At 62.6% G+C, this 23,454-nt stretch carries 21 protein-coding genes; 11 read left to right on the top strand and 10 right to left on the bottom strand.

Annotated features, from left to right (window positions below; all coding sequences use genetic code 11):
- Positions 1-180: 180 nt before the first annotated feature.
- Both LPJGGPFB_RS13855 and LPJGGPFB_RS13860 read right to left on the bottom strand, forming a co-directional pair.
- On the bottom strand, positions 181-1,833 hold the full coding sequence (locus LPJGGPFB_RS13855) for an arylsulfatase (RefSeq protein WP_173420426.1): 1,653 nt from the start codon (positions 1,831-1,833) through the stop codon (positions 181-183).
- 541 nt (positions 1,834-2,374) lie between these two features.
- Complete coding sequence (locus tag LPJGGPFB_RS13860) at positions 2,375-3,187, bottom strand: sulfite exporter TauE/SafE family protein (RefSeq protein WP_173420427.1); 813 nt, start codon at positions 3,185-3,187, stop codon at positions 2,375-2,377.
- A gap of 104 nt (positions 3,188-3,291) precedes the next feature.
- Between LPJGGPFB_RS13860 and LPJGGPFB_RS13865 the strand changes: the two genes are divergently transcribed.
- Positions 3,292-3,873 (top strand): cation efflux transmembrane domain-containing protein, encoded by a 582-nt coding sequence (locus LPJGGPFB_RS13865; RefSeq protein ID WP_173420428.1) that lies wholly within the window; start codon positions 3,292-3,294, stop codon positions 3,871-3,873.
- A gap of 353 nt (positions 3,874-4,226) precedes the next feature.
- Here the strand turns inward: LPJGGPFB_RS13865 and LPJGGPFB_RS13870 are convergent, their stop codons facing one another.
- The 3 genes from LPJGGPFB_RS13870 to LPJGGPFB_RS13880 form a co-directional block, all read right to left on the bottom strand.
- On the bottom strand, positions 4,227-4,700 hold the full coding sequence (locus tag LPJGGPFB_RS13870) for a VOC family protein (RefSeq protein ID WP_173420429.1): 474 nt from the start codon (positions 4,698-4,700) through the stop codon (positions 4,227-4,229).
- 149 nt (positions 4,701-4,849) lie between these two features.
- The gene (locus LPJGGPFB_RS13875; protein WP_173420430.1) at positions 4,850-6,172 is read right to left on the bottom strand and encodes a DUF1214 domain-containing protein; all 1,323 of its coding nucleotides are present in this window, start codon (positions 6,170-6,172) and stop codon (positions 4,850-4,852) included.
- Positions 6,173-6,367: 195 nt separating this feature from the next.
- Entirely contained in the window at positions 6,368-8,326 is a 1,959-nt protein-coding gene (locus LPJGGPFB_RS13880) for an elongation factor G (RefSeq protein WP_173420431.1), read from the bottom strand.
- A 281-nt stretch (positions 8,327-8,607) separates the two neighbouring features.
- Here LPJGGPFB_RS13880 and LPJGGPFB_RS13885 point away from each other — a divergent pair, with 281 nt between their 5' ends.
- Positions 8,608-9,291 (top strand): glutathione S-transferase family protein, encoded by a 684-nt coding sequence (locus LPJGGPFB_RS13885; protein ID WP_173420432.1) that lies wholly within the window; start codon positions 8,608-8,610, stop codon positions 9,289-9,291.
- Between the two features lie 37 nt (positions 9,292-9,328).
- Here the strand turns inward: LPJGGPFB_RS13885 and LPJGGPFB_RS13890 are convergent, their stop codons facing one another.
- Positions 9,329-10,309, bottom strand: coding sequence for a SphA family protein (locus LPJGGPFB_RS13890; RefSeq protein WP_173420433.1), 981 nt, complete (start codon positions 10,307-10,309; stop codon positions 9,329-9,331).
- Between the two features lie 233 nt (positions 10,310-10,542).
- Here LPJGGPFB_RS13890 and LPJGGPFB_RS13895 point away from each other — a divergent pair, with 233 nt between their 5' ends.
- From LPJGGPFB_RS13895 to LPJGGPFB_RS13905, 3 genes are all read left to right on the top strand, one after another.
- Entirely contained in the window at positions 10,543-11,592 is a 1,050-nt protein-coding gene (locus LPJGGPFB_RS13895) for an aldo/keto reductase (RefSeq protein ID WP_173420434.1), read from the top strand.
- Positions 11,593-11,972: 380 nt separating this feature from the next.
- Complete coding sequence (locus LPJGGPFB_RS13900) at positions 11,973-12,377, top strand: antitoxin Xre-like helix-turn-helix domain-containing protein (protein ID WP_173420435.1); 405 nt, start codon at positions 11,973-11,975, stop codon at positions 12,375-12,377.
- Positions 12,374-13,063 carry an RES family NAD+ phosphorylase gene (locus tag LPJGGPFB_RS13905; protein WP_173420436.1) on the top strand — a complete coding sequence of 230 codons (690 nt, stop codon included), beginning with the start codon at positions 12,374-12,376 and terminating at the stop codon, positions 13,061-13,063. Before LPJGGPFB_RS13900 ends, LPJGGPFB_RS13905 begins: the two co-directional genes overlap by 4 nt.
- A gap of 382 nt (positions 13,064-13,445) precedes the next feature.
- On the opposite strand, the gene LPJGGPFB_RS13910 is transcribed toward LPJGGPFB_RS13905, so the two are convergent.
- Together LPJGGPFB_RS13910 and LPJGGPFB_RS13915 are read right to left on the bottom strand one after the other, a co-directional pair.
- Positions 13,446-13,937: a hypothetical protein gene (locus LPJGGPFB_RS13910; RefSeq protein ID WP_173420437.1), complete on the bottom strand. Its 492-nt coding sequence runs from the start codon at positions 13,935-13,937 to the stop codon at positions 13,446-13,448.
- 386 nt (positions 13,938-14,323) lie between these two features.
- A complete protein-coding gene (locus LPJGGPFB_RS13915; RefSeq protein ID WP_173420438.1) occupies positions 14,324-15,223 on the bottom strand; it encodes a LysR family transcriptional regulator in 900 nt (299 codons plus the stop codon).
- Between the two features lie 160 nt (positions 15,224-15,383).
- Here LPJGGPFB_RS13915 and LPJGGPFB_RS13920 point away from each other — a divergent pair, with 160 nt between their 5' ends.
- The 3 genes from LPJGGPFB_RS13920 to LPJGGPFB_RS13930 all read left to right on the top strand — a co-directional run bounded on the left by LPJGGPFB_RS13920 (position 15,384) and on the right by LPJGGPFB_RS13930 (position 17,633).
- The gene (locus LPJGGPFB_RS13920) at positions 15,384-15,794 is read left to right on the top strand and encodes a (R)-mandelonitrile lyase (RefSeq protein ID WP_173420439.1); all 411 of its coding nucleotides are present in this window, start codon (positions 15,384-15,386) and stop codon (positions 15,792-15,794) included.
- An 82-nt stretch (positions 15,795-15,876) separates the two neighbouring features.
- A complete protein-coding gene (locus tag LPJGGPFB_RS13925; RefSeq protein ID WP_173420440.1) occupies positions 15,877-16,866 on the top strand; it encodes an aldo/keto reductase in 990 nt (329 codons plus the stop codon).
- A gap of 29 nt (positions 16,867-16,895) precedes the next feature.
- Positions 16,896-17,633, top strand: a complete 738-nt coding sequence (locus LPJGGPFB_RS13930; protein ID WP_173420441.1) for an SDR family oxidoreductase — start codon at positions 16,896-16,898, stop codon at positions 17,631-17,633.
- Between the two features lie 89 nt (positions 17,634-17,722).
- On the opposite strand, the gene LPJGGPFB_RS13935 is transcribed toward LPJGGPFB_RS13930, so the two are convergent.
- Positions 17,723-19,384 (bottom strand): arylsulfatase, encoded by a 1,662-nt coding sequence (locus LPJGGPFB_RS13935; protein ID WP_173420442.1) that lies wholly within the window; start codon positions 19,382-19,384, stop codon positions 17,723-17,725.
- A gap of 405 nt (positions 19,385-19,789) precedes the next feature.
- On the opposite strand from LPJGGPFB_RS13935, the gene LPJGGPFB_RS13940 reads away from it, so the two are divergent.
- Positions 19,790-20,242, top strand: coding sequence for a GNAT family N-acetyltransferase (locus tag LPJGGPFB_RS13940; protein WP_173420443.1), 453 nt, complete (start codon positions 19,790-19,792; stop codon positions 20,240-20,242).
- Positions 20,243-20,555: 313 nt separating this feature from the next.
- Complete coding sequence (locus LPJGGPFB_RS13945; protein ID WP_173420444.1) at positions 20,556-21,200, top strand: outer membrane protein; 645 nt, start codon at positions 20,556-20,558, stop codon at positions 21,198-21,200.
- Positions 21,201-21,330: 130 nt separating this feature from the next.
- Here the strand turns inward: LPJGGPFB_RS13945 and gcvA are convergent, their stop codons facing one another.
- Positions 21,331-22,281 (bottom strand): transcriptional regulator GcvA, encoded by a 951-nt coding sequence (gene gcvA, locus LPJGGPFB_RS13950; protein WP_173420445.1) that lies wholly within the window; start codon positions 22,279-22,281, stop codon positions 21,331-21,333.
- A 128-nt stretch (positions 22,282-22,409) separates the two neighbouring features.
- On the opposite strand from gcvA, the gene LPJGGPFB_RS13955 reads away from it, so the two are divergent.
- A complete protein-coding gene (locus tag LPJGGPFB_RS13955) occupies positions 22,410-23,222 on the top strand; it encodes an aminotransferase class IV family protein (RefSeq protein ID WP_210264392.1) in 813 nt (270 codons plus the stop codon).
- Positions 23,223-23,454 lie beyond the last annotated feature (232 nt).

The raw sequence follows: 23,454 nt of genomic DNA on the forward strand, positions 1-23,454 counted from the left end.
GGAAATGCACGTGCCGCAATCAGCTGAGCCGCCAGACCTTGACGGCAGAGATCAGCAAAATCACAGTGAGAGCCCGCAGCAGGACGCCGTTCGCCACGATGCGGCGCGGTTGAAGAACATAGACGCTCCAACCGCGCCGCGCCGTATCCGCTGCTTCCGACTGCGGATGTCGATGCGGGCTTACTGCCCATGCTGCTTGCGCATCGCCTCGGCGATCTGTGCTTTGACGCCGTCTATTCCGAAACTTGCACCCTTCTGCATCGGCGGAAATTCGATCGCCGACTTTGCCAGTTCCTCAACTCTTTGCTGGACGAGGACAAAGCGCCAGAACTCGAACTTGTACCATTCAAAATACTCTTGCGAACCGACGTTGCCCTTGAAGAAGGCCGTCCGCTCGAACGGATCAAGGCGCAGGTTTACAACGGTCGGCACATCCAGCTTGATGGTGTTGCCGATCCAACCATCAGGCTGTTCCATGAAGGTGTATTTGTAGTCATCGATACGGGCCGCGCCGAGCACGCTTTCGGCGAAATACCAGATCTCGTGGCGGTTCGACGGGCCGGTTCCAGCGAGCAGGCTGGTCTGATCATAGCCATCAAGGTGAACCTTGTAGGTCTGGCCACTGAGTTCCTTGCCCGCTCTCAGTTCGACGGCAATGTTGGTACTCCCGGCAGCGGCCACAAGTGTGGGGAACCAGTCGAGGCCGGACATCAGCCCGTTGCATATCGAACCCGGAGGAACATGCCCTGGCCACCGGATCATTGCCGGAGCGCGGAAGCCGCCTTCGTAGGTGGTGCCTTTTCCGCCGAAGAACGGTGTCTGTCCGCCATCGGGCCAGGTAAAGTTTTCCGTGCCGTTGTCGGTGGTGAATATGACGATGGTGTTGTCATCGTCGCCCATGTCCTTGAGCTTTTGCATGGTGTCGCCGACAATGTCGTCCAACTGGGCCATTCCTGCTTCATGGATGGTCCAGCCGTTCTCCGAGTTGCGCATCTTCTCGTACTTTTCCGACAGATGCGTAACGATGTGCATCCGTGTCGGGTTTAGCCAAAGGAAGAACGGCTTGCCGTCGGCCTTTGCCTTGTCGATGAACTTGAAGGACAGGTCCCGAATTTCGTCATCGACCGTCTCCATGCGCTTCGGGTAGAGCGTGCCGGCATCCTCGATCTTCTGTTTGCCGATCTTGCCCCATCGCGGCATTTCCGTCGGGTCGTCCACTTCGGTGGCCCAGGAGTGGACCATGTTGCGCGGACCGACAACGTTCAGCAATTCCTGCGGATAACCAGGATGCGCAGGGTCTTCCATCGCATCCAGGTGGTAGAGGTAGCCGAAGAATTCATCGAACCCATGAACGGTCGGCAGGAACTCGTTGAGATCGCCGAGATGGTTCTTGCCGAACTGTCCTGTGGCATAGCCCATCGACTTCAGTACCGTTGCGATAGTGGGCGCAGCAGCAGGCAGACCGATGGGCGAGCCTGCCTGTCCGACCGTGGTCATGCCGGTTCGAACCGGAAGTTGCCCGGTAATGAAATTGGCCCGTCCCGCCGTGCAACTCGCCTCGGCGTAGTAATCTGTAAAGAGCATCCCCTCTGCGGCAAGCTTGTCGAGATGGGGAGTGCGGCCCGCCATCATGCCGCGATTGTAGGCACCGATATTCCAGATGCCGACATCGTCCGCCATGATGACCACTATGTTTGGTTTCTTGCCGGCTGTTTGCGCCATCGCGCTGCGGCTCAAGGTAACGCTCGCAGTGGTGCCAATTGCCGACATCGCCAGCAGCGACCCGCCGGTTAACAGTATATCTCTTCGCGTTGGAGTTGCATCGCTTGCCATGCTCATTCCTCCGTTTGGTCAGGCAAAAACAGAGCAACGCGCGGTGCGGCGGGATTGTAATGGGGAGGCCGTGGCTTCGGATTGCTCTGTCGTGAGAGCCGCGCGAAATCGCGTTCCTTGCCGATCCTGGCAAGGCCTGTCGGCTCGCCTGATCCAACACTATGCTACCACAAACGAGCCGATTGCAAGTCACGGTAGGTAACGGGCCCGATTAAAGCGACGCGGCCAAGAAATGCAACTCAGGATGGATCCCCTTGGTTGCCCAAAGATGCCTTGATGATACAGTAGCCGCAAGGTCGAAAGCGACCCTTGTCGCATTTGCTGTCTACTATGCTCTGGCGCGAAGCGATCAACGATGGTTCATTCAGTTCCGGCAAGCCCGCCGGGGCGGCGTCGGCTCCAAACACAAGCCGAAAACCAACGGCACGCAGATCGTGTCGATAACGACGACCAAGAGAAACCGACATTGATGCATCAGGCACCAGGATGACAACGAAGGTGCCAAGTGTTGCATTTTGTGATGCAAATGAGAGTGCTTCAATCAGCTGTGCCGCCAGACCTTTGCGGCAGAGATCAGCAAAATCACAGCGAGGGCCGGCAGCAGGACGCCGTTAGGTACGACACCTAAAAGCAATCCACCGATGAAGGTGCCGACGATCGAGCCGGCCGCCATCATGAGGAGGAAGCGCGTGTTGCGTCTCAGAACGGAGAAGCTTTGGTCTCGACTGTATCGGGTAAAGCCGACCAACATCGTCGGCAGGCTCACGGCCAGTGAAAGGCTGCCCGCCAGTTTTATGTCCGCGCCGAACAGAAGCACAAGGGTGGGTATCAGCAGTTCGCCACCGGCGACACCCAAGAGCGAGGCGACGATGCCGATGACGAAACCTGCCACGACACCGGCAACGAGTTGCGCCGATCCGGTCAGGAGTGACTGCCCCGCTGTCGCATCATGGCCCGCAACCAGAATGACCGCGATCACGACGAGCAAGGCCGCGATGACCTTATAGAGGGTTTCGGACCGGAGACGCGTCGCCCACCCTGCCCCGAACCATGCGCCCAACAGGCTGCCAGCGAGCAGATTGACCACAATGGACCAGTTTTCCGCAATCGCTCCAAACGGAACGGTGGCGGCCCGGAACGGCAGGGCTGTCGCAACGACGACCAGGCTCATCGCCTTGTTGAGGATGACGGCTTCCAGCGCGGCAAAGTTGAACAGGCCAATGAGCAGCGGCAAGCGGAACTCTGCCCCGCCAAGGCCGATGAGGCCGCCGAGTGCGCCGATCACTGCGCCGCCGCCGAATGCTGCCGGCGCGCTGCGCGCAGGAGTGGTGGACGTGTTGGCAGAGGTTTCCATGAGCGATAGGAATATATCCAAATGTAACGCTTCGGATAATCAACAGATGCTGACAGGTGTGCCACAGTATCGACGGTCTATCTCGTCAGCGAAGGAACCTTTTTGTGGATAGCAAGCTGCGCCGCGTCGTTCTCATCGTCGCCCTGTTGAACCTGGCCTATTTCGGGGTTGAATTCCTCGTAGCGCTTGCGATCGGCTCTGTGTCTCTCCTCGCCGACAGCGTCGATTTCCTGGAAGATGCGTCCGTCAACGTGCTGATTTTCTTTGCGCTGGCCTGGACAGTGCGCAGCCGCGCCCGGGTCGGCATGGCGATGGCATTCATTCTGCTTGTCCCCGCGCTTGCCTTCTTGTGGACGGCCTGGGCGAAGTTCATGGACCCGATCCCGCCCGAACCCTTTGCCTTGTCGCTGACGGGCTTCGGCGCGCTTCTGGTCAACCTGTTCTGCGCCTACCTTCTCGTCCAGTACCGTCATACGAGCGGCAGCCTGACGCGGGCAGCGTTCCTGTCTGCCCGCAACGATGCCTTCGCCAACATCGCGATCATCGGCGCGGGCCTGGCGACGGCTTACCTGTGGCATTCGGCCTGGCCGGATCTGATCGTCGGGCTGGGGATCGCGCTGATGAACATGGATGCAGCGCGGGAAGTCTGGGAAGCCGCGCGCGAGGAACACGACGCCGTGGCATAGTTCGTGCCGACTGGCGCCGCAACCGCGCGCCAAACGCGGCCGCAGCCGACGAACGCCGGCTGAAACGGGTGACCGAAGCACTAAAGCATTTCCAGGAAAAGTGCGGAGCGGTTTTCCGTCAGGAAATGCGTAAAAACAGAGACATAGAGCGTTTCTGTGTTTCCGTCCAAATCGGAAACGCTCTAGGGGCGCCCGCCAGTCCGGCGTCCCCGACCTCGCCCTCTGTCCAAAAAACGGCGCCCAACCTGACGGTGGTCGCGGACGGTTTGCTTCGCTGTCCGGAGCCACCCGCCCTGCACCACCCACCCCATTTCGCACCAGGGCCGGCCGAACACGCGCGACGGCCGGAGGCCTCAGCCGCGCCTTGCCGCTTCGATCGCGGCGACATCGATCTTCCTCATAGTCATCATCGCGTCGAAAGCACGCTTTGCCTCAGCGCCGCCAACCGCAAGCGCCTCGGTCAGCACCCGCGGCGTGATCTGCCAGGAAATGCCCCACTTGTCCTTGCACCAGCCGCAATCGCTTTCCTTGCCGCCGTTGCCGACAATGGCGTTCCAGTAGCGGTCGGTTTCCGCCTGATCGTCGGTGGCGATCTGGAAGGAGAACGCCTCGCTATGCGTGAACGCGGTGCCGCCGTTGAGCCCGATGCAGGCAACGCCTGCAACCGTGAACTCGACGACCAGGACGTCACCCTGCTTGCCGGACGGATAGTCACCAGGCGCGCGAATGACGGCCCCCACAGCGCTGTCGGGAAAGGTCTGGGCGTAGAAGCGGGCTGCCTCCTCGGCGTCCTTGTCGTACCATACGCAAATCGTGTTCTTGGCCATGCCTGTCTTCCTCTCGCTGTTCGTTTCCCACTTGGCGGTTGAGATAAGGCGCTGCCCGTCATTCTCCAGTCCGGGCCAGCCATTTGGGGAAAAGCCAAGCGGGCACAGAACCGGCAGGCCACACCTGCCCCTTGATCGCTTGCGAGAATTCAGTTCAGCTTGACGAGCGCCGGCGGCCAGTATGTGCCGTTCGCAACGCCGTCGAGCGGGCCATAGAAGCGGAACGTCAGACGGAATTTTTGCCCCTTGGGGATCGGGAGCCAGTTTCCATCCGGCGCGTCGGCGGGCTTGTCGGTTGCGAAATAGAGCGTCAGCGAACCATCCGAACCAAACTCCGGATGCGTCTGCTCATTGAGCAGGAAGCGGTTCAGAGGGTTCGGCAGAACGCGGAAGTGGACGTTGTCGACGGCGATAACCGACCAGAAATACTTGGCAAAGCGCGACGGCAAAGCGTCCTTCGGGAAGGTCATCTTGTAGGCGTGGTCTCCGGTCAGCTCGTCACCGCCATCGTCCTTGCTGCCACGATAGTAGAGAACCTCGGGCTTGACGTTTGCCCAGATGCCGCCGTTGTTGACCAGCGTCCGCGCCAGATAATCCAGCCCATATTCTCCAACGACACCCGGACGCGCCCAGCCGTTTTGAACGACGCCATGCCCGATCGTGAGCCCCGCCTTGCCGATCTGCGCGAAGGCCTGTTGCTTGATGATGTCGTCCACGCGGCTGCGTTCCTGCGCATTGTCTTTGATCGCCGACGCGATCGCGCGCGCATCGGCCTGCCGTTTCTCAAGCCCGACGCTTAAATCCGGTTCGCCATCCAGCGCCGCGGCAGCGGCCTCGAATGCCTCCACACCCGGAAGCTTGTCGAGATCGAAGATCGGCGTCTTCGGGATATCCGGCAGCTTTGGCGCGCCGGTCGCGCGCAGCTTGAAATCATGCTGTAGCGCCACGGCCCGCTCCGAATCGTTGCCAAGCGCCACGCGGGCCAGAACCCGGGCATGCGGCACCGGCAGATCGATGCGCATCATGTTACCGGGCAATTCGACCTTCGCGCCCTGCAGGCATACGGCAAAATCCCCCGAGGCTCTGCCGGGAAACAGGCGCTCGTTGATGTTGGCGAGCGTCTCGCCCCAGCCGTTCAGGAACTGGACCGTGTAGTAGCGGTCGTTGATTTCGGGGACCGTGACGATGGTGCAGCTATTCTCGTCCACCGCAACCCAGGCCTCGGAATAGGCGACATCCAGGTTGGGGTTGGGCCAGTCGACCGCGCCGGGCTTCCGGTGGATCAGTTCGTTCCACTTGAAGCCCTCCTGGAAGTCGAGCTGCTGCTGTCGCGTGATGAGCAGGCGGCCAAGAAGATAGATGTAGGCTTCGCTGACTTCCTCGTCGGTCGGCTGCTGAGCCAGCGCCGGAGAGCCGACCGACACGAGGCCGCACATGAGCAACAGGCTGACGGTGGACTGCAATCGGTTCATGGTCGGTCCTCCCTGTTTTCGCAGCGACGATGCGCTTTGCCGTGTCCCAGGGAAAGTACGTTACGGTTACATCGCCGCCGAATGGTTTCGGCTCACCAGCGCCCCTGCCACACGCGCGACCAAACAGCTTTCCCGCTCAAAGTTAGGGGAAGATCGCTTCGCAGCCCGCGCCCGGCGAATGCCTTTCGCTTGCGCTCATCCCGCCTGCGCCGTCCCATGGGCATGGATCACCGCGTCTGCCTCCTTGCCGTAGAGCTCCTCGAAGTGGTCGAAGCTCTTGGAGAAATAGCCGATCCCTTGCGTTGCCGAGCGCAGCGCCCGCGCCAGCTCGTCGAGAACTGCTCCCGGCACCAGCGCGCGAAAGACATCCCAGCCCTTGGCCGCCTCGTCGCGGTCGAAACCCAGCACCTGCCCCTTGTAGGTGGAAACGATCGGCACCAGGCTGCCGGAATAGATCGACGGAATGTGGATCTCGACACGCACCACCGGCTGCATCAGCACAGCGGAGGCTTGCGACAATGCCTGGCGCACCCCCATCTTGGCGGCGGCGCGGAAGGCGAATTCGGAGCTGTCGACGGCGTGATGTTGTCCGTCCGTCAGCGTCACACCGACATCGATCACCTGGAAGCCGAGCGGCCCCTTTTCCATCGCCTCGCGCGCACCCGCCTCGATCGCGGGAATGAAGTTGCGCGGCACAGCGCCCCCTTTCACCGTTTCGTTGAAGCTGAAGCCGCCGCCGCGCTCGTTGGGGTGCACGCTGAGCTTCACGTCGGCAAACTGCCCGGCGCCCCCCGTCTGCTTGCGGTGGCGGTAATGCACATCGGAGGGTTTCAGCACCGTTTCGCGATAGGTCGGGCTCGGCGGCCGGTCGGTGACCCCCACATGGAAGACGTCGGCCAGCGTCTTGCAGAGATCGCGCAAGTGCACCGGCCCCTGCACGCAGATCAGCTGCGCGCCCGTGCCCTCCTCCTGCATCACCTTCAGGCTGCGATCGGTCTCGGCAAGCTTGGCCAGCGTGCCGGAAAGCTTGGTCTCGTCGCGCTCGCTGTCTGGCACCAGGATGCGCTCCAGCATCGGCGTCGGCGGCACCGTCCAGTCCGGGGCTTCGTACGCGGCCGTGGCGGTCAGAAGGGCCGGCACCGGCAAATGGTCGGATTTGACGGCGGCAAAGATCGTACCGGGCTCCGGCGTCCCTGTCGCAAGCGGCTTGCCGGTTGCCGGGTCCTGCACCGAGCCGACACCGCCACCGCCGAGCGGCGCCCCCTGCTTGATGCCACCGGAAAGTGCCCGCACCAGCACGGTCTTGCCGACATTCTGACGGTGGTAGGCGTGGAAGCTGACGGCGGCGAGGCCCGTCTCAGGGATCTTGCTTGCTGCGCCCAGCCGTTTTCGCAGCATGTCGACCGGCGGCGCCTCATGTCTCAGCGCCTTCATCAGCCGCAGGATGCCGTTGCTGTGGCTAGCAGCCCCGACAAGGACAGGAATGATCCGGTTTTCCCTGAGCAGCCGCGAAGAGATGGCATAGATGGTGTCGCTTGCCGGCTCGCGATCCTCGATCAGCTCTTCGAGCAGCCAGTCGTCGAACTCCGAGAGGTGTTCGAGCAGCTCGGCGCGCGCTTCCTTCTCGCGCTCCAGCGTCGTGTCCGGGATCTCGATCAGCGCCGAAGTCTGGCCCTCGCGATAGCGCCAGGCGCGTTCGGAGATCAGGTCGCAGCTGCCGACGATCCTGTCGCCCTCGCGGATCGGCACCTGGCGCAGGATCAGCATGTGGCTGGAATAGTCCTGCAACGCCGCGATGACGTCGCGCAGCCGCCCGCGCGGCTCATCCATGCGGTTGACGAAGATGATGCAGGGCGTGCCCGATGCCTCGATCACCTTGAGATAGGGTGCCGCCAGCACCGCCTCCTCCGGCGCCGGCGAGACGCAGAGCACGCAGGCGTCGCTAGCCAGAAGCGCGTGCTGCGCATGGGCGAGCGCTTCGGTGGCGCCGGGCGCGTCGAGCGCACACCACGCCTCCTTGCCGATCTCGAATTCGGTGACGTTCAATCCGTAAGGTGACATGACCTTTCTGGAGCTTTCCCCCAGCGCAGCCAGTTTTTCCACCAGCGTGGATTTACCTGTCTGCGAAGGTCCAACTACCGTGAAGCAGCGCATCGGCGATCCTCCCCTATCGAGATCGCGAGAGCGCCGTGCGTTGCAACGCCCCGCCTCCTCTTAATTCTAGGGCAGCTTTCTGACTTTCAAAGGCGTTGCGCAAAAACGTGGGGCCGCAGCAGCGCGCAATACCGCGGACCATACGGGCGTCACCGCACAAACTGATTGCAAAACAGTATCAGTTTTGCAATAACATCACGCGGGAAACCAGACCCCTGCGCGTTGCACGGCGCTGCCGGACACAACGCGCGCCCGAAACGTCAGCATCGGAGGCCGTCCGCATGTCGCTCACGCTTTATCTGCATCCGCTCGCCTCTTTCTGCCATAAGGTGCTGATCGCGCTCTACGAGAACGACACGCCCTTCGACGCCAGCCTGGTGGACCTTCTGGACCCTGAGGAGGCGGCCCGCTTTGCCGAGCTCTGGCCGGTCGGCAAGATGCCGGTTCTGCGCGACAGCGCCCGCGACGCGACGATCCCGGAAACCTCTGTCATCATCGAGTATCTCGATCGCCACTATCCCGGCAGCCAACCGCTGATCCCTGGGGACGTCGACGCGGCGCTGCAGGCGAGGCTCTGGGATCGCTTCTTCGATCTCTACATCCACGTGCCGATGCAGAAGATCGTCACCGACACGCTGCGCAGCCCCGGCGAGAACGATCATCGCGGCGTCGCCGACGCCCGTTCGGCGCTTGGCGTCGCCTACGGCATGGCCGACCGGCATTTCGCCGCCAACGCCTTCGCCGGCGGCGCAGCCTTCAGCCTTGCCGATTGCGCGGCGGCGCCAGCGCTCTTCTATGGCGGTATCGTCGAGCCCTTCGCCGACAGCTACCCGCACCTGTCGGCCTATTTCGAACGGCTGCTCGAACGCCCGTCCATGCGCCGCGTGCTGGCCGAAGCACGGCCCTACTTCCACATGTTTCCCTACAAGGATCTCATGCCGGCGCGGTTTCTCACCGGCGGCTGAAGTCGGCCGCCGGCGAACTCCAGGATACGGACTGAGACTACTCGACCTGCTTCGGCGGCGTGCCGATTGGAAACGCGATGGTGACGAAGCCGGCGGTGCCTTCCGGGCGGTTCTTGGCTGCGAATTCCTGGAAGACCTTCAAGGTCAGCGACACGGGCGTTTCGGCCACCTTGAAATTGTAGCCGAGCGTACCGCCGACGGCGGCGATGCGACCCTTGAAATCGCCGAGTCTTGCCCCTGAGCCACTATCGCCCGTCACCTGCTGGTAGAAGTAGCCGGCGACACCGGCGGAAAACTGCGGGCTGAAATGCTGGGTAACGGCCCATTCCGCGTGGAATTCCGTGCCCGTGCGATAGTTCGTCGCCGGGTTCTCGCCGTTGAAGGTAATACCGGTGGCACCCGAAAGATCGAAGCCGGTTTCCGGGTTGAACCACGTGCCGGCAAACGTCAGGTCGCCTGCCCAGCGGTTGAAGGAAATGTTGGCAAGCTCGCCCTTCTGGTAGTCGCCGATCGGAATGTTGAGGCTGGCATTCGCCGTCCAGTGGAAATCGCCCTCATGCCAGCCGAGCGAGGCGCCGAGCACAGGGTCGCCGATGGTAAAGACCGAGTCGGAGGCCGAGGCCGAGCGGCCGGCACGCGGGGCTGAAAGCGTCGCGTCGACATTGGGCCCACCGAAGGGCACGATCGCGCTCAAACCGAGATTGCCGCCAAGCACCTCCTCGGGCATGACCCAGAGGCCGGTGCCGAAGACGCCGACCAGGTTCGCCTTGACGTCGCCGACGATCTCGCCGCCGAGGGGAAGCTGCTTGTTGCCCTTGAGCTCGCCTACATAGAAGTAGTTGTCGTTCTGGAAATAGGTTCCGGGCGGCGCAAGCAGGCCGGCCAATGGGCCGCGGGCACCGAGCAGATAGAAGCCCGCGCCGTTTTCGGCGGCCTCGGCCACCGAAAACGGCGCGATTGCCAATGTCAGGCCAGCGGCAACAGCCGACGCGGAAGCTAGGCTTTTGGCGTATTTCATGACAGTGATTCCCCTCGAATCTCAGCCGTGACGATACCATTTCACCGTGTGTGAGCCAGCCCTAAGAAAACGGGAGGTCACTTTTGGGTCACGCGGGAAGCCGTCTGCGCGCAACTCGCGCCCGCGGCCTTGCAGCCGCCCTCGGCGCCGCTACCTTACGCCCGACGCCTCGCCTCTCGCTGTAGGGGCGCTTCGCCCCATCTGGCGACATCGACCAGCAAAGGAGCCTGACCATGGAATACCGGCTGCTCGGCCGCTCCGGCCTGAAGATCTCGACACTGACAATGGGAACGATGACGATCGGCGGCGGCGGCAAGTTCGCGCAGGTCGGCAATGTCGGCCTCGACGAGGCGCGCCGCTATGTCGACATGTGCCTCGATGCCGGCGTCAACCTGATCGACACCGCCGACATCTATTCCACCGGCGGCTCGGAGGAGATCATTGGCGATATCCTCGGCGGCAAGCGCAAGAACGGCGTGCTTGTCGCCACCAAGGCGCGCTTCAACATGGGACCGGGCCCGAACGATGGCGGGCTCTCGCGCCATCACCTGATTGCCGCCTGCGAGGCGAGCCTCAGGCGGTTGAAAACCGACGTCATCGATCTCTACCAGGTGCACGAATGGGACGGCCAGACGCCGCTCGAAGAAACAATGGAGGCGCTCGACACGCTCGTCCATCACGGCAAGGTGCGGTATATCGGCTGCTCCAACTATTCCGGCTGGCACATCATGAAGGCGCTCGGCATCAGCGCGCTCGACCGCCGCCATCGCTTCGTCAGCCAGCAGATCCACTACACGCTCGAGGCGCGCGAGGCCGAATACGAGCTGCTGCCGATCAGCATCGACCAGGGGCTCGGCGTGCTCGTCTGGAGCCCGCTTGCCGGCGGCCTGCTTTCCGGCAAGCATCGGCGCAACCAGACGCCGGATGGCACCCGCCAGCTTGCCGGCTGGAACGAGCCGCCGATCCGCGACGAGGAGCGGTTGTGGAAGATCGTCGACATGTTGGTGGCAATTGCAGGCGAACGCGGCGTCTCGCCGGCACAGGTTGCGCTTGCCTGGCTGATCGACCGCAAGGGTGTGACCTCGGTGATCATCGGCGGGCGCAAGGAGGAACAGTTCCGCGACAATCTCGCCGCCGCCAGCCTGAAACTGACCGACGAGGAGCGCGAACTGCTCGATGCCGTCAGCCTGCCGCCGGTGCTCTATCCCTATTGGCACCAGCTGCGCAGCGCCAAGGACCGGCTCGGCGAGGCCGATCTGTCGCTGCTGGGGCCGCATGTTTGAAAATGCCAGGTTGCGGTCTGGACAAAAGCCCCTCATCCGGCCTGCCGGCCACCTTCTCCCCGCAAGCGGGGAGAAGGAAATCCGCGGCAACTGGCCGTACTCAAGGTTATGCTCTGACGGTGGCTTCGTTTCAGCAGCCAACGTGATGTGCCGGTGCCACCGCGATTCACGTCCCCTCTCCCCGCCTGCGGGGAGAGGGTTAGGGTGAGGGGCAAACCCGAGGTATGGGCAATCAGGCCACGCTTGACCCATTGTCAGCCAGCGTTCCTAAACCGGTGCCAGTGCCGACGCACCCGAAAAAACCACGGCCCCTTGACTTCCCGCCCGAACCCTCCAATTTATATCATATGATACGACAGGCGAATTCATAGGAGACGATCATGCCCAGCGCGCAGCCGGCTCTTGCCCCCGAACGGGATGCCGCAAGACATGAGGAAGCCGTCATCGTCAAGGCGGTGGTGAGGGCCTGCGACTTGTGGAAGCTGACCAACAAGGAAGCATCGCAGCTCTTCGACGTGCCGATCGCCACCTGGAACCGGATGAAGGCTGGCGATTTCAAGGGCCGGCTCGATCAGGACAAGCGCATGCGTGCCAGCCTGATCGTCGGCATCTTCAAGAGCCTGCGCCTCTATTTCAACGGGCCGCTGACCTACCAATGGCCAAAGGCAGTCAATACCGGCCCTGTGTTTGACGGCCAGTCTCCGGTCGATCTGATGATCGAGGGCGGCATACCGGCGATGATGAAAGTGCGCCGCTATCTCGATGGCCTGCGCGGCGGCCTATGATCCCTGAGATCGATTTCACCGATCCCGCCACCGTCCGGCTGATCTCGACCGCCTATATCGACGAGCCGGCCGTCAAGCCGCTTTGCGACGACGAGGACGATATCGAGATCCTCAACCGGCTGGAAGCCTTGACGTCTGCGCGGCTGAGCCCGCTGGCGCTTCCCGCCGGCGTCAGCCCCGCCGAGCTTCTGAATGACAGTTTCGGCTATGGCTGGTCGCTGATCAACGCCGCCTTCTGCCACGCCCGCCCGCCGGGCAACCGCTTCAACACCGAGGATCGCGGCGCCTGGTACTGCGCCTTCGGCGACAATGCACTCGAAACCTGCCAGGCCGAGATCGTCTATCACCGCACCCGGGCGCTGGCCGACGCCGGCATCTTTCAGGATATCGGCGCCTATCGCGAGCTGATCGCCGGCTTCACCTGCCGCTTCCACGATGTGCGCGGAGAAAAGGACGCCGCCTATCTCGGTCCCGACCCGGCCCTTGCCTATCCCGCCGGCCAGGCGCTCGCCGCGACAATCTTTGCCGATGGTGGCAACGGCCTGATCTACCCCTCCGCCCGCCATGCCCAAGGCGAATGCATCGCCGTCTTCCGCCCCGCTGTCATCCAGAACATCCGCCAGGGCCGCACCATCACCTTCGCGTGGAAGGGCACGCGGGAGCCGGAGATCCGACGCGAAGGCTGAGGGTGCCGCAGCCGTGCTGCGTAAGCCAAGAGTTGCACGAGCCCGAAGCGTTCAGCCGATCGTACAATTCTTGCCCTCATTCCGGCCCTGTGCCGGAACCCAGCCAGCCCAAGTCCTTGGGCTGAAAGACGCGTTCCTGACGTGAACGACGTCAGGTCACTCGATTCCGGCACAAGGCCGGAATGAGGGAAGTTGAACCGGTCACCCTCCCCGTCGAACATTTCGCGGTGGCCAACCGCCCGGCGTTTGGGAACTGGCCGAAACGCCGCCCGTCGGCAGGCTGGCGAGTAGCTGAGCCGTACCAGCGGCGGGTGTGCACACCATCACCGGCAGATGTTCCACGGTTCCCGCCCGCAGTCCCTTCGCGTTTGCCGGGGCGCCATTACTGAGCGGCCTGGCAAGCCCGCAGCGCCTTGAAGGCGGCATCGGTTCCCGCCAGTTTCACGACAATGGGATTGCCGCCCGCCGGCGTAATCGTCACAGCCGTCTTCTTGGCCAGGTCGTAGATGAAGTCAGGATTGTTGACCCACACAAACGCACCGCGATAGCCGTCCATCACCTGGCCCTTCGCCTCGCCACTGAATTTCTCGCCATCGACATCGAACAGAACCGCGAGCTTCTCGTCGGCTGCAACATTGGCATCAGCCTTTGTGTAGAGCGCCATGTAACCGCGCAGCGCCGCCGTTGCATCGATACCCATCTGAACTTGTGTCCCGTCTGCATTTGATTTCGTAATCAAGCATCCCGGTCCCATGTTGTCCTTCACCAGAATGTCCCAGCCGGCTTCCGAGCCGAATTTACTCTGGGCCATCGCACCCGTTGCAACGAGGGCGGTGAAAGCCACTGTCAGTCCAACTGCAATCTCCGTTTTCATAGCAATCTCCTTTTGGTTAGCAGAAATTACCTAGCCAAGCGCGGAGGACGCCGTTGGGGGCGACGCCAAAAAGGGTGCGCCGCAACGGCTTCAACACGAGTTTGCGGGCGAGAACAGAGACTGCAACTGCGGCATTCTAATGGAGCCGAGAGAAATACTGTCGGCGTTACCGCCTGGATTGCACCGGCAATAAAATAATTCCGTGTATTAACCGCTCATTAAACTTGGAATCACCGGAAAGTTGATAACGTGAACGCGGCGGCTTGCTTTCGGGCATAGCCGTCAAACGCAGATCACGCAGGCAACCCTAGGGCGTTCGGCAACGGGCGCCCTTTGCGTTTCTCCGTCAAACGGGGCCGAGCAACGACACCAGATGCGATAACATCCTAACGCGAACCACGATACCGGAGCGCGTCGGCCACCAGCGCGAAGGCGGGCGAGGTCTGGCGTCGGCTTGGATAATAGAGGTGGTAGCCGGCAAAAGGCGGGCACCAATCTTCGAGAACCTGCAGCAGCCGTCCCGAAGCAAGATCGGCCGCCACGGCATCCTCAGGCAGATAGGCGAGCCCCAGCCCGCCGAGTGCCGCGTTCAGCCTGAGCGCGATGTTGTTGAAGACGAGCTGGCCCTCGACGCGCACCTTCACCTCGCGGCCTTCCTTCTCGAATTCCCAGGCGTAGATGCCGCCATGGGTCGGCAGGCGCAGGTTGATGCAATTGTGCTCCGTCAGTTCCTGCGGCGTCAGCGGCGCTTTCCGCGTGGCGAAATAGGCGGGTGCACCGACTACGGCCATGCGCATGTCAGGCCCGATGCGCACGGCGATCATGTCTTTCGCCACCTGCTCGCCAAGGCGCACCCCGGCATCGTAGCGCTCCGAGACGATATCGGTCAGGCCATAGTCAACGATCACCTCGACATGGACATCCGGATAATCAGGCAACAGCCGCGCCAGCGCCGGCCAGAGGATGCGATCGGCCGCGTGCTCGCCGGCGGTGATGCGGATCGTGCCCGCCGGCTTGTCACGAAATTCGCTGAGCGCTGCCAGCTCCCGGTCGATCTCGTCCAGCCGCGGGCCGATCGACAACAACAGCCGCTCGCCGGCCTCGGTCGGCGACACGCTGCGCGTCGTGCGCGTCAAAAGCCGCAAGCCCAGCCGTGCCTCGAGCCCGCGGATCGTGTGGCTGAGCGCCGATTGCGAGACCCCGAGCTGCGCTGCCGCCTTGGTAAAGCTGCGTTCCCGTGCGACAGCAAGGAAGGCGATGAGATCGTTGATCTGCTGACGCGGCATTCATGAATTCTCCTCATAAGCCCTTGCGACATTTACCATCTAATCCTGATCAATCCCACGCCTTAAATTGCCTGAGACGACACAACCACGTCAGGCCCACCATCGGACCCCACATCAGGCCCAATTGGGGGCCACGCGGCATTTACAAAGGATCGAGGCCATGAACATCAAACGCAGCGGCTGTGCAGCCTCGGCCAGGGGACCAGCCGAATATTTCACCGGCACGGTGCGGATCGACGCTCCCTTCAGCGCTGCCGCTCCGGCGCGCGTCGGTGGTGCCACCGTCACTTTCGAGCCCGGCGCGCGCACTGCCTGGCACACGCACCCGCTCGGCCAGACGCTCATCGTTCTTTCCGGCCTTGGCCGTGCCCAGCGCGAAGGCGGCCCGGTCGAGGAGATCCGCCCCGGGGACATCGTCTGGTTCGACCCGGGCGAGAAACACTGGCACGGCGCCTCACCGACCGCCGCCATGACCCATATCGCCATCGCTGAAGCGCTCGACGGCAAGGTCGTCGACTGGCTGGAGAAGGTCGACGACGCGGATTACGGTGCTGAAATCAAGGCAGAATAATCGCCAGCCCTTGCGGCCCCCTCTCCAATCCCTGCCCCTCTCTATCCCTGAAACATCGTCATTCGCGACAAGGAACAGCCCCATGGAAAAGCGCACACTCGGCAAAAGCGGCCTTGAAGTTTCGGCCCTCGGTCTTGGCTGCATGGGCCTCAGCTACGGCTACGGCCCGGCGACGGAAAAGCAGGCGGCCATCACCCTGATCCGCACCGCCCATGAGCGCGGCGTCACCTTTTTCGACACCGCCGAAGCCTATGGCCCGTACCTCAACGAAGAGCTTCTCGGCGAGGCGCTCGGCCCCATCCGCGACAAGGTGGTGATCGCCACCAAGTTCGGCTTCGACTTTGACGAGCAAGGCGGGCAAAGCGGCATGAACAGCCGGCCGGACCAAATCCGCAAGGTCGCCGATGCAGCCTTGAAGCGCCTGAAGACCGATGTGATCGACCTGTTCTACCAGCATCGCGTCGACCCCAACGTGCCGATCGAGGACGTGGCCGGCACTGTGAAGCGGTTGATCGACGAGGGCAAGGTCAGACATTTCGGCCTGTCGGAGGCCGGGCCCCAGACGATCCGCAAGGCCCATGCGGAACAGAAGGTCGCAGCACTCCAGAGCGAATATTCGCTTTGGTGGCGCGAGCCGGAGGCCGAAATCCTGCCGCTGCTCGAAGAACTCGGCATCGGTTTCGTTCCCTTCAGCCCGCTCGGCAAGGGCTTCCTCACCGGCGCCATCAACGCCGACACCACCTTCGAAGCCAAGGACTTCCGCAATGTCGTGCCGCGCTTTGCGCCCGAAGCGCGTAAAGCCAACCAGGCGCTGGTTGATCTCCTCGGTCAGATCGCCGCCCGCAAGGAAATAACGCCGGCGAAGGTCGCGCTCGCCTGGCTACTGGCGCAAAAGCCCTGGATCGTGCCGATCCCCGGCACCACCAAGCTCCACCGGCTCGAGGAAAACATCGGCGCTGCGGCCGTGCGGCTGAGCGCCAGCGATCTTGGCGAAATCGACAGTGCACTCGCCGAGGTCACCATCGAGGGAGATCGCTATCCGGCCCACCTGCAGGCACGCGTCGGCCGTTGATCGCCAACAGCATGAAAGGACCAACAGGGATGGAAGGTATCAGGGACAAGGTCGTCGTCATCACCGGCGCCAGCAGCGGCCTCGGCGAGGCAACGGTTCGCCGGCTTGCCCGGGAAGGCGCCCGGCTAGTGCTGGGCGCGCGCCGCATCGACAGGCTGCAGGCACTCGCCGACGAACTCTCGCTCGGCAGGCAATCAGCACTTCAAACCGACGTCACGTCGTTCGAGGAGGTCACGCGCCTGGTCGACCATGCGGTCACCCTCTATGGCCGCATCGATGTCATGCTCAACAATGCCGGGCTGATGCCGCATTCGCCGCTCGAGCGCTGCAAGGTGGACGATTGGGACCGCACCATCGACGTCAACCTGAAGGGCGTGCTCTACGGCATCGGCGCGGCACTCCCGCACATGAAGGCGCAGATGGGCGGCCACGTCATCAACGTCTCGTCGGTTGCCGGCCACAAGGTCGGCCCCGGCGGTGCGGTCTATGCCGCCACCAAGCATGCCGTGCGGGTGATCTCGGAAGGATTGCGGCAGGAGGTAAAACCCTACAACATCCGCACGACCATCATTTCGCCCGGTGCCGTTGCGACCGAACTGCCCGACAGTGTCACCGAAACGGACGTCGCGCAGAATGTGCGCGCCCTCTATGAGCGCGTGGCGATCCCCGCCGACAGCTTCGCGCGCGCCGTCGTCTTTGCCATGAGCCAGCCTGAGGATGTCGACATCAACGAGATCCTGTTCCGCCCGACCGCGCAGGAATACTGACGGGCATTGCTCTGGCTGCCCGAAGAAGTTCGGCCGGCGCAGGGCGCCGGCCGACAATCGTCGAGAAAACCGGATAGGACCGCCCGGACTTACCGCGGCGCCAGCCCCTCCAGCTCGTTCAGCCGCTTCATTGCCGCCTGTTGTGCCAGCAGACCGTAGTTGATGCCGCTCGCGTTCAGCGTACTGCCTGCCTGGTAGGGGAACTGGTTGAAATCGGAGAAGAACTCCTTGATCTTGCCCTGGACCGGGACGAGCAGCCACATGTTGCGGGCGAGGAAATCCATGGCTCCGCCCCCTTCCTTGATGCCGCGTTCGTAAGGATCCATTCTAAGATTGGCAATGTTTGCCCAGCTTGGCACCTCGCGCGTCGCCGTCGCAATGTTGCCCTCGCTGTTGATGGCGAAACTCAGCTTCCAGTCGTTCCAGCGGATGGCATTGAGATTGCCGCCCTGGTCGAAATAATAGACGGAGTCGCGCGGCGGTTCCTTTGCCTCGCCCTTGAGAAGTTCGGTCAGGTCAAAGCCGTCAAGGTGAACCTTGAAGGACTTGGTTCCCGCCTGGAAGCCTTCCTTCATCTGCCCCTTGACGTCGTTGATGCCGGCGGCCGTGGCGAAGGTCGGCAGCCAGTCCATCAGCGTCACGGGATCGTTGATCTGCGTGCCCGGCTTCACCACGCCCGGCCAGCGCACCATCATCGGGATGCGGAAGCCGCCCTCCCAGGTGGTGCCCTTTTCGCCATGGAACATCGTCATGGCACCATCGGGCCAAAGCGCGATCTCGGCGCCATTGTCGGTGGTGTAGAGCACGATGGTGTTCTCGGTGATGCCGAGGTCGTCGAGTTGCTGGAGAAGCTGCCCGACGTGGCCGTCATGCTCCACCATGCCGTCGGCATGGATGCCCTTGCCAGTCTTGCCAAGCGAGTCCGGCTTCAGGTGCGTGAAAATGTGCATGCGTGTCGAGTTGAACCAGACGAAGAACGGTTTGTCGGCCTTGTGCTGGCGATCGATGAAGTCCTTGGCGGCAGCCAGGAATTCCTCGTCCACGGTCTCCATGCGCTTGGTGTTGAGCGCGCCGGTGTCCTCGATCTTACCGTCGGCAAAGGAGTGGATGACGCCGCGGGGCCCGTACTTCTTCTTGAACTCCGGATCCTTCGGATAGAAGTAGCCTTCCGGCTCTTCCTCGGCATTGAGGTGGTAGAGATTGCCGAAGAATTCGTCGAAGCCATGGTTGGTCGGCAGGTGCTCGTCATGGTCGCCGAGGTGGTTCTTGCCAAACTGACCTGTCGCGTAGCCCTTGGTCTTTAGAACATCGGCGATGGTCGGCATCCAGTCCTGGATGCCGTGCGGGTCACCCGGCATGCCGATGGTCAAAAGCCCGGTGCGGAACGGCTCCTGACCGAGGATAAACGAGGCGCGGCCGGCGGTGCAGCTCTGCTGGCCATAGCTGTCGGTGAAGATCGCGCCCTCGGCCGCAATGCGGTCGATGTTCGGCGTGCGGTAGCCCATCAGGCCCATGGTGTAGGCGCTGATCTGCGGGACGCCGATGTCGTCGCCGAAGATGACGAGAATGTTCGGCGGCTTGCCGCTGCCGGCGGCGGGCTGTTGCTGGGCCCTGGCCGCGTTGAGCGGCGCGCCGGAGCCGACCATGGCGGCAGCGGCAAAGATCGTGCCGCCGAGAAGCAGGCTGCGACGATCGACGTCGAGTGAAGTCTGGGTTTCGCTGCTGGATGGCTTATCGACATTCTCTACCATGCTGATCGTCTCCTGTTGGTGAGGATTGCAGTCGTCGATTGCGCTGAAACTCGGGTTTTCGAACTTTTCTGAAAAGCCTGTCGGCATGCCGAAACGCGTCATTAGTGACGGACATCGCTGGCGGCTCGCCAATTACGCCCGGAAAACTACCATGCATGAGGCCGTGGGTAGGAGTTACGTAACAGTTACGTGGCACCCGATCGACCGACAGAAGCACCAACGCCGCGCATCGCCGCGCCCCCATGACCGAGGTGCCGACAAGACCGCAAGCCAATTCGTACGCGGTCGAAATTCGCTCTCTCCCACCTGCCCCGCAATGTTGCGGCAATCCGGATGCGCAATCTCTCAACCGTCAATTTCCAGCCGCCCTGACGCATGACCGGGGATGCAAACTTGAGGATGTGAATGCCGATATCCCTGCTGCCGGCCGAGGCCGTGGAAGCCGATGCCATCCGCAATCTGAGGGTCGATGAGAGCCAGACGGATTTCATCGCCAGCAACGACGAATCGCTGGAAGAACTGGCCGAACGCCCGGAATGCGTCGGCTTTGCCGTCATGGCCGAGGGAGAGCCCGTCGGTTTTGCCATGTACGCGCTCGACCCTGACGACGGCAACCACTGGATCTACCGGTTGATGATCGACATCAGCCATCAGGGCAAGGGGTTTGGCGGCAAGGCGCTCGCCGCGTTGGTCGAGACGATGGCGACCATCCCCGGATGCGACGCGATCTATCTCGGGGTCTACCCGGACAACACCCGCGCCGACGCGCTCTACCAGCGCTTCGGCTTTCGCGAAACGGGCCAGAGCATCGGCGGCGAAACCGTGCTCAGGCTCGATCTTGCCGGCATGAAAACCTAATCCAGCGGGCAGTCGCGCCACCTCGACTAGCCCGGGAAATCCGCGATTCCACGGGGGCGCCGGCCACAACCACCAGTAAACTCAGGCGAGCAATGTGAGATTTTGCCGCACGCCGGAAATCGACAAATATGAAGCAATTATAATAGATTAAAACACATGTAGATACAAAGCCTTATCGGCGTGGACCGTTAACGGAGAAAATTCACATAACTTCAAGTTGCATGCTGTGGCATATTTGTGACAGCAACTCTGATCACTGCTTGCTAGAAGCCGGCACCCCATTAAGTGGTGCCAAATTCTACGGAGCATTGAAATGTCGCATAAGCTTATCCTTTCCGCCGCCATCCTGGCCGCGCTCGCAGCACCGGCCGTAGCAGCCGACGCCGTTGCGGACATCGCTCCCGCTCCGGAAGCGCAGGCAGCCGAGGCGTTCACCTGGACCGGCGGCTACCTCGGCGTTCAGGGCGGCGGCGGCTGGCTGGACGGCAAGTTCAGCGTTCCCGGCGCAAGCGTCAGCGAAGATTTCAACGGCGGCCTGATCTCTGGCTTCGTCGGCTACAACTACCAGTTCGGCGATTGGGTCATCGGCGCTGAAGGCGATCTGACCTACAACTGGAACGACAACAAGTACGACATCTTCGGCACCGACGTGAAGGTCGGCACCGACCTCGCAGGCTCGGTTCGCGCCCGCGCCGGTTACGCCTTCGACAACGCGCTCATCTACACGACCGCCGGCTGGACCGCGACGAGCGGCTACGTCGAAGTCCCGGGTATCGGTGACGTCGACCGTACCTTCAGCGGCTACACCGTTGGCGCCGGCGTTGACTACGCCTTCACCAACAACATCTTCGCCCGCGCCGAATACCGCTTCAACGACTTCGGCAGCAAGACGATCGAAGACGTCAAGGTCGACCTCGACCAGCACCAGGTTACCTTCGGTATCGGCGTGAAGTTCTAATCCTGCCCCACCAAAAGCCTTTTTTGGCCTTTGGTTCGCGCCGCGCCTCTCTCCGAGACGCGGCGCTTTTCATTTGCAGCTCGCACAACGAGCAGAACCTTTCGCCGAAATGCCCTGCCTCGACAACAGGTCAGCCCGAGGCCACGGACGTCGTCGCCACAGGCTGTTCTCCCGGCATCAGCTCGGCCATCATCCAATCGCAAAAGGCCAGAACACGGGGGTCCTGGGCAGAGCTTTCGGGATAGACGAGGTGATAGGCATAGTCCCCGGCGACGCTGACGCCGACGTCGAACAATTGCACCAGCCGCCCCTCGGACAGCTCGTTGCGGATCATCGCGAGATCGACGAGACCAACCGTGCCACCGGCGATGACAGCCTCGACCACATGGCTGGTGTCGGTGAAGGCAACGCATCGGCTGTCGTCGAAATCGTCGATGCCGGCAGCCGCCATCCACATCCGCCAGTTGGGCCAGAGCATGCCTTCGGTGGTGCACTCGACATGACACAGCGTCTGGCCGAAGAGATCGCGCGGCGTCTTCGGTTTTGCGCCGGCCGCAATCAGGTTCGGGCTGCAGACCGGTGCGATCACCGCTTCGAACAGGCGCTCGGACCGTGTCCGTCGATATCGTCCGGAGCCGAAGCGTATGGCGATGTCGACATCGTCGGCGTCGAAATCCCTGATCTCGTCGGTGATGTCGAAGGTAAGCTCGATGGTCGGGTTGGCGGCGCGGAACTGCGATAGCCGCGGCAACAGCCAGTTGGTGGCAAAACGCGGGCTGAGCGACACGCGCAGCTGCCGGGCGCCCCGCTCCATCCGGCGCGCCCGGCCGACGGCCCGCTGCAGCGTCTCCAGCGCCTGGACGGCCGCCTCGAACACCACGGCACCCGCCGGTGTCAGCTGGATGCTGCGGCTGGTGCGGGTGAAGAGCACGAGACCGAGCTGGTCCTCGATTTCCTTGATCTGGTAGCTGACCGCCGCCGGCGTCAGCCCCACCTCGTCGGCGGCGCGGGTGAAATTCAAATGTCGACCGGCGGCCTCGAAGGTTCTGAGTGCGCGGGTTCCTGGCAGCATTCGGCTCATGGATCTTCAAACCAGCCTTGATGATCCCTCGAGAACTACTTGTTTTTCATCGGCCAATCAATGTCCGATGATCATCGTGAGAGATGCGGCAGCAGCCCCATCGCAAACCGGCCCCCTGGAGCAATATCATGCCTGCCGACCCAACCTCTTCCACCGCACAACGCAACGGTCACGCGGCAAGCACCGCCGATCTTTCGCCGCTCGCCTTTGCCGGCTACGCCCACTTCACCGCCATGCAGGTTCGCGGCGGACAGGTGCGCGGCCTCGATCTGCATCTCGCTCGCCTGCGCAACGCATCGCTTGAAATGTTCGGCAAGGCCCTGCCCGACGAACAGCTGCGCTCCCATCTGCGCGCAGCACTCGCCGCGTCGCCGGCCGACCACTCACTGATGGCGACCGTCTATTCGCCGGCGGGCGAATTCACCGTTGCCGGGCCGGATGTCGGTCTCGACGTGCTCGTTAGCACCGGCCCGGCCTCGTCAGGTCCGAAAGGTCCGCTGGCGCTCCGGACTGTCGGCCACGAGCGCACGCTGCCGACCGTCAAGCATGTCGGCGAGGTCGCCAAGACCTACTATCTGCGCCAGGCCGTGGCGGAGGGGTTTGACGACGCCGCCTTCGTCGACCGAAAGGGCCGCCTCACCGAAGCCTCGATCTGGAACCTCGCCTTCTGGGACGGTGACGCTATCGTCTGGCCTGAGGCCGAGATGCTGACAGGCACCACCATGAGCATCCTGCGGCGGCAACTGGCCCGGCTTGGCATCGCCCAGCGCACGCAGGAGATCAGGCCGGCCAACCTCGCGGGCCTTGCCGGTGTGGTGATGAATTCGTGGACACCAGGCATCGCCGTCAGCCAGATCGACCAGACACCTCTGCTTGACCCCTCGGCTTTCCTGGGGCTGCTGCATCGGGCCTACGAGGCCGAGCCCCTCGTCTCGCCATGACAGCACGGCTCCAGGCTGGCGAGCGCTAGAGCATTTCCAGGAAAAGTGCGAAGCGGCTTTCCGTCAGGAAATGCGTAAAAACAAGGTGCTGGAGCGTTTCTGCGACTCTGTCTAAGCCGGAAACGCTCTAGGTGCCACCGCCGGCGTCAGCGCCGCCTCATCGGCCGCACCGGCGGAATTTCGCCATCGACCGTTTACCTCGTAGGCGCGTGATACGCGGGCACGGGACAGT

The sequence above is a fragment of the Ensifer adhaerens genome, from assembly GCF_013283195.1.
GTDB lineage: Bacteria > Pseudomonadota > Alphaproteobacteria > Rhizobiales > Rhizobiaceae > Ensifer > Ensifer adhaerens_G.